The sequence below is a fragment of the Devosia sp. LjRoot3 genome (assembly GCF_964252865.1).
In the GTDB taxonomy this organism is placed as follows: Bacteria; Pseudomonadota; Alphaproteobacteria; order Rhizobiales; family Devosiaceae; genus Devosia.
Genome location: NZ_CAXUPK020000016.1, coordinates 1 through 2,470, shown reverse-complemented (window position 1 = coordinate 2,470; position 2,470 = coordinate 1). Strand labels below are relative to the sequence as shown.

At 62.5% G+C, this 2,470-nt stretch carries 3 protein-coding genes; all 3 read right to left on the bottom strand.

Annotation, left to right across the window (positions count from 1 at the left end; genetic code table 11):
* Window positions 1-21 precede the first annotated feature (21 nt).
* Window positions 22-1,596: an IS66 family transposase gene (gene tnpC / locus ACSQ2A_RS23000; RefSeq protein ID WP_436074163.1), complete on the bottom strand. Its 1,575-nt coding sequence runs from the start codon at window positions 1,594-1,596 to the stop codon at window positions 22-24.
* Between the two features lie 72 nt (window positions 1,597-1,668).
* Entirely contained in the window at window positions 1,669-2,013 is a 345-nt protein-coding gene (gene tnpB, locus ACSQ2A_RS22995; RefSeq protein WP_436074162.1) for an IS66 family insertion sequence element accessory protein TnpB, read from the bottom strand.
* Window positions 2,010-2,327 (bottom strand): transposase, encoded by a 318-nt coding sequence (locus ACSQ2A_RS22990; protein ID WP_436074164.1) that lies wholly within the window; start codon window positions 2,325-2,327, stop codon window positions 2,010-2,012. Before ACSQ2A_RS22990 ends, tnpB begins: the two co-directional genes overlap by 4 nt.
* Window positions 2,328-2,470: the final 143 nt, after the last annotated feature.

The window sequence follows — 2,470 nt, the reverse complement described above, 5'->3', positions numbered from 1 at the left end:
GTAAGCGCGTAGGCGAGGCCGTTAGGGCTTGAAGTTCCAAGGCATGAGGTCTGGGATTTGGCTGTTTGGCCAGCCGCCTGCGATGCGTTCGAGCGTGTCGGCGAGCCAGGCATTTGGATCGACGCCGTTCATCTTGGCCGTGGTGAGCAGCGTGGCGATCGTGGCCCACGTCCGGCCACCACCATCCGATCCGGCGAAGAGAGCATTTTTGCGGGTAATGGTTTGGGGCCTGATGGCGCGTTCGACAATGTTGGAATCGATCTCGATACGACCATCGGCAAGGAAGCGTTCGAGTGCGACGCGGCGACTGAGGGTATAGCGGATGGCCTCGGCCAGCTTGGATTTGCCTGACAGGCGCGGCAGCTCCCGGTCCAGTATGTTGAACAGCTCTGCCACGATGGGACTGGAGCGCTCTGCCCGGAGGCTGGCGCGCAGTTCTGGATCGTGGCCGCGGATATCCTCCTCGATGGCCCAGAGCGGGGCCATGGCCTTGACCACGGCGCTGGCAAAGGGCGAGGCATCGCTGGAGTGGAGATCGAAGAACTTGCGCCGCGCGTGTGCCCAGCACCCGGCAAGGGTCATGGCATCATTGGCGCCGCTCTGCTTGCCCAGCCGGTTATAGGCAGTATAGCCATCGACCTGCAGGATACCGCAATATCCATCAAGATGCCGGGCGACGCAATCGCCGGACCGAGAGTCTTCGAACCGATAGGCCACCATGGGCGGTCCTGATCCACCAAAGGGTCGATCGTCCCGAGCATAGGCCCAGAGCCAGGCGGTCTTCACCTTGCCCGAGCCCGGCGCCAGGGTCGGTAACTGGGTCTCGTCGGCGAAGATCCGTTCGCCCTGTTTGATGGTGTGAAGGACGTACTGGGCCAGCGGTTCGAGTTCGAAGCCCAGCCGCCCCATCCACTGGGCCATCAGCGAGCGGTCCAGCTCCACGCCATCGCGGGCGTAAATTTCCTCTTGCCGGTAAAGCGGCAAGCCATCGGCATATTTGCTGACCGCCACCTGGGCCAGCAGCGCCTCGGTGGGGATGCCGCCGACAATCAGGTGATCGGGCGCCGGCGCCTGCACGATGCGGTCTTCGCCGTCAGCCAGGCGATAGGCGTATTTTGGACGACGGGTGACGATGACGCGGAACGTCGCCGGGGTCACATCGAGCCGTTCGGAGACGTCTTCGCCAATTCGGACGGCCTCCAGACCAACGCAGTCGGCCGGCACGTCTGGCTCGATAACCTGCTCGATCCGTTCCAGGTGTGGAGCAAAGCCTTTTCGCGGCCGCGACGGGCGGGGAGCGGTACTGTTCCTGTCGCGTGCCTCCAGCCCAGACTTGATCTCCTCAATGCCGGTTTCGATCTCGTCGAACACGAAAGCCATCTGCTCATCGTTGAGCGGGTCGTGGCGTAGCCGTTCAGAGCGCGTGCCGTATTGGGCGCGCTGCAGCATGGCGACGATCGAGGTCAGTCGCGCGATACGCTCGTCGGCCGTGGCGTTGATGACCTTGAGTTCGGCGATCTCGGCATGGGCAGCAGCGATCATCGCCTTAAGCGCGTCAATGTCGTCTGGGAGCTGTTGCGGATCGGTCGGAGCCATGACCGCATTATGGCATAAAACACCCCGGATTGCCTGGGGTTTTGTATCACTGAGTCAGTCTGCCGCAGGCTTTTACCCAGCCGATTGTGGCCGGCTCTCAGTCACCGCGTGCACCCGTTTCCAGTCCATACCCTCCACCAGCGCCAGCAGTTGCGCATGGCTCAGGTGGACCCGGCTGTGGCCGATCCGCGGCCAGCAGAACGCCGCCTTTTCCAGCCGCTTGGCGTACAGACACAAACCCGTGCCATCCCACCACACGATCTTGACCCGATCAGCGCGCTTTGACCGGAAAACGTAGAGCGAGCCGTCGAACGGGTCTGCTCCGGCGTCGCGCACCAGACCGACCAACCCATCAGGTCCTTTCCTGAAGTCGACCGGATGGCTGGCCAAAAATACCTTGGCGCCCGAGGGGATCATGCGGACCGAACAGCGCGCAGGACCCGGCGCAGGTGATCCTCGCTGACTGTCGGGCCAACCCGGATCATGGCACCTGCGATCTCGATCTCGACAGTCCCGCCCGAGCAAGAATGCTCCTCGCTCGGCGTCTCAAGCCGCTCAACCTGGCCTTTGGCAAAGGCTTTGCGTCGCCAGCCGAACAATTGCGAGGGCGACATTCCGTATCGGCGCGCTACTGCCGACACGTTTGCGTCCGGGGCAAGCGCCTCTTCAAGGATCCGAGCCTTGGTCTCATCGGGCCAATTCCGCCGCGATACCGCAGGACTGCTGTCCATCCGGCCCGGCACCACCTCTAGCAATTGGAAACTTCTATCACTGGACATAGGAGCAGACATGGAAACTCACACCGTCATCAAATCAGACGTGCAAATAATCCAACTCAAGCCAATGCGTCAGACGGGGGCGCCTTGGCGCTTAC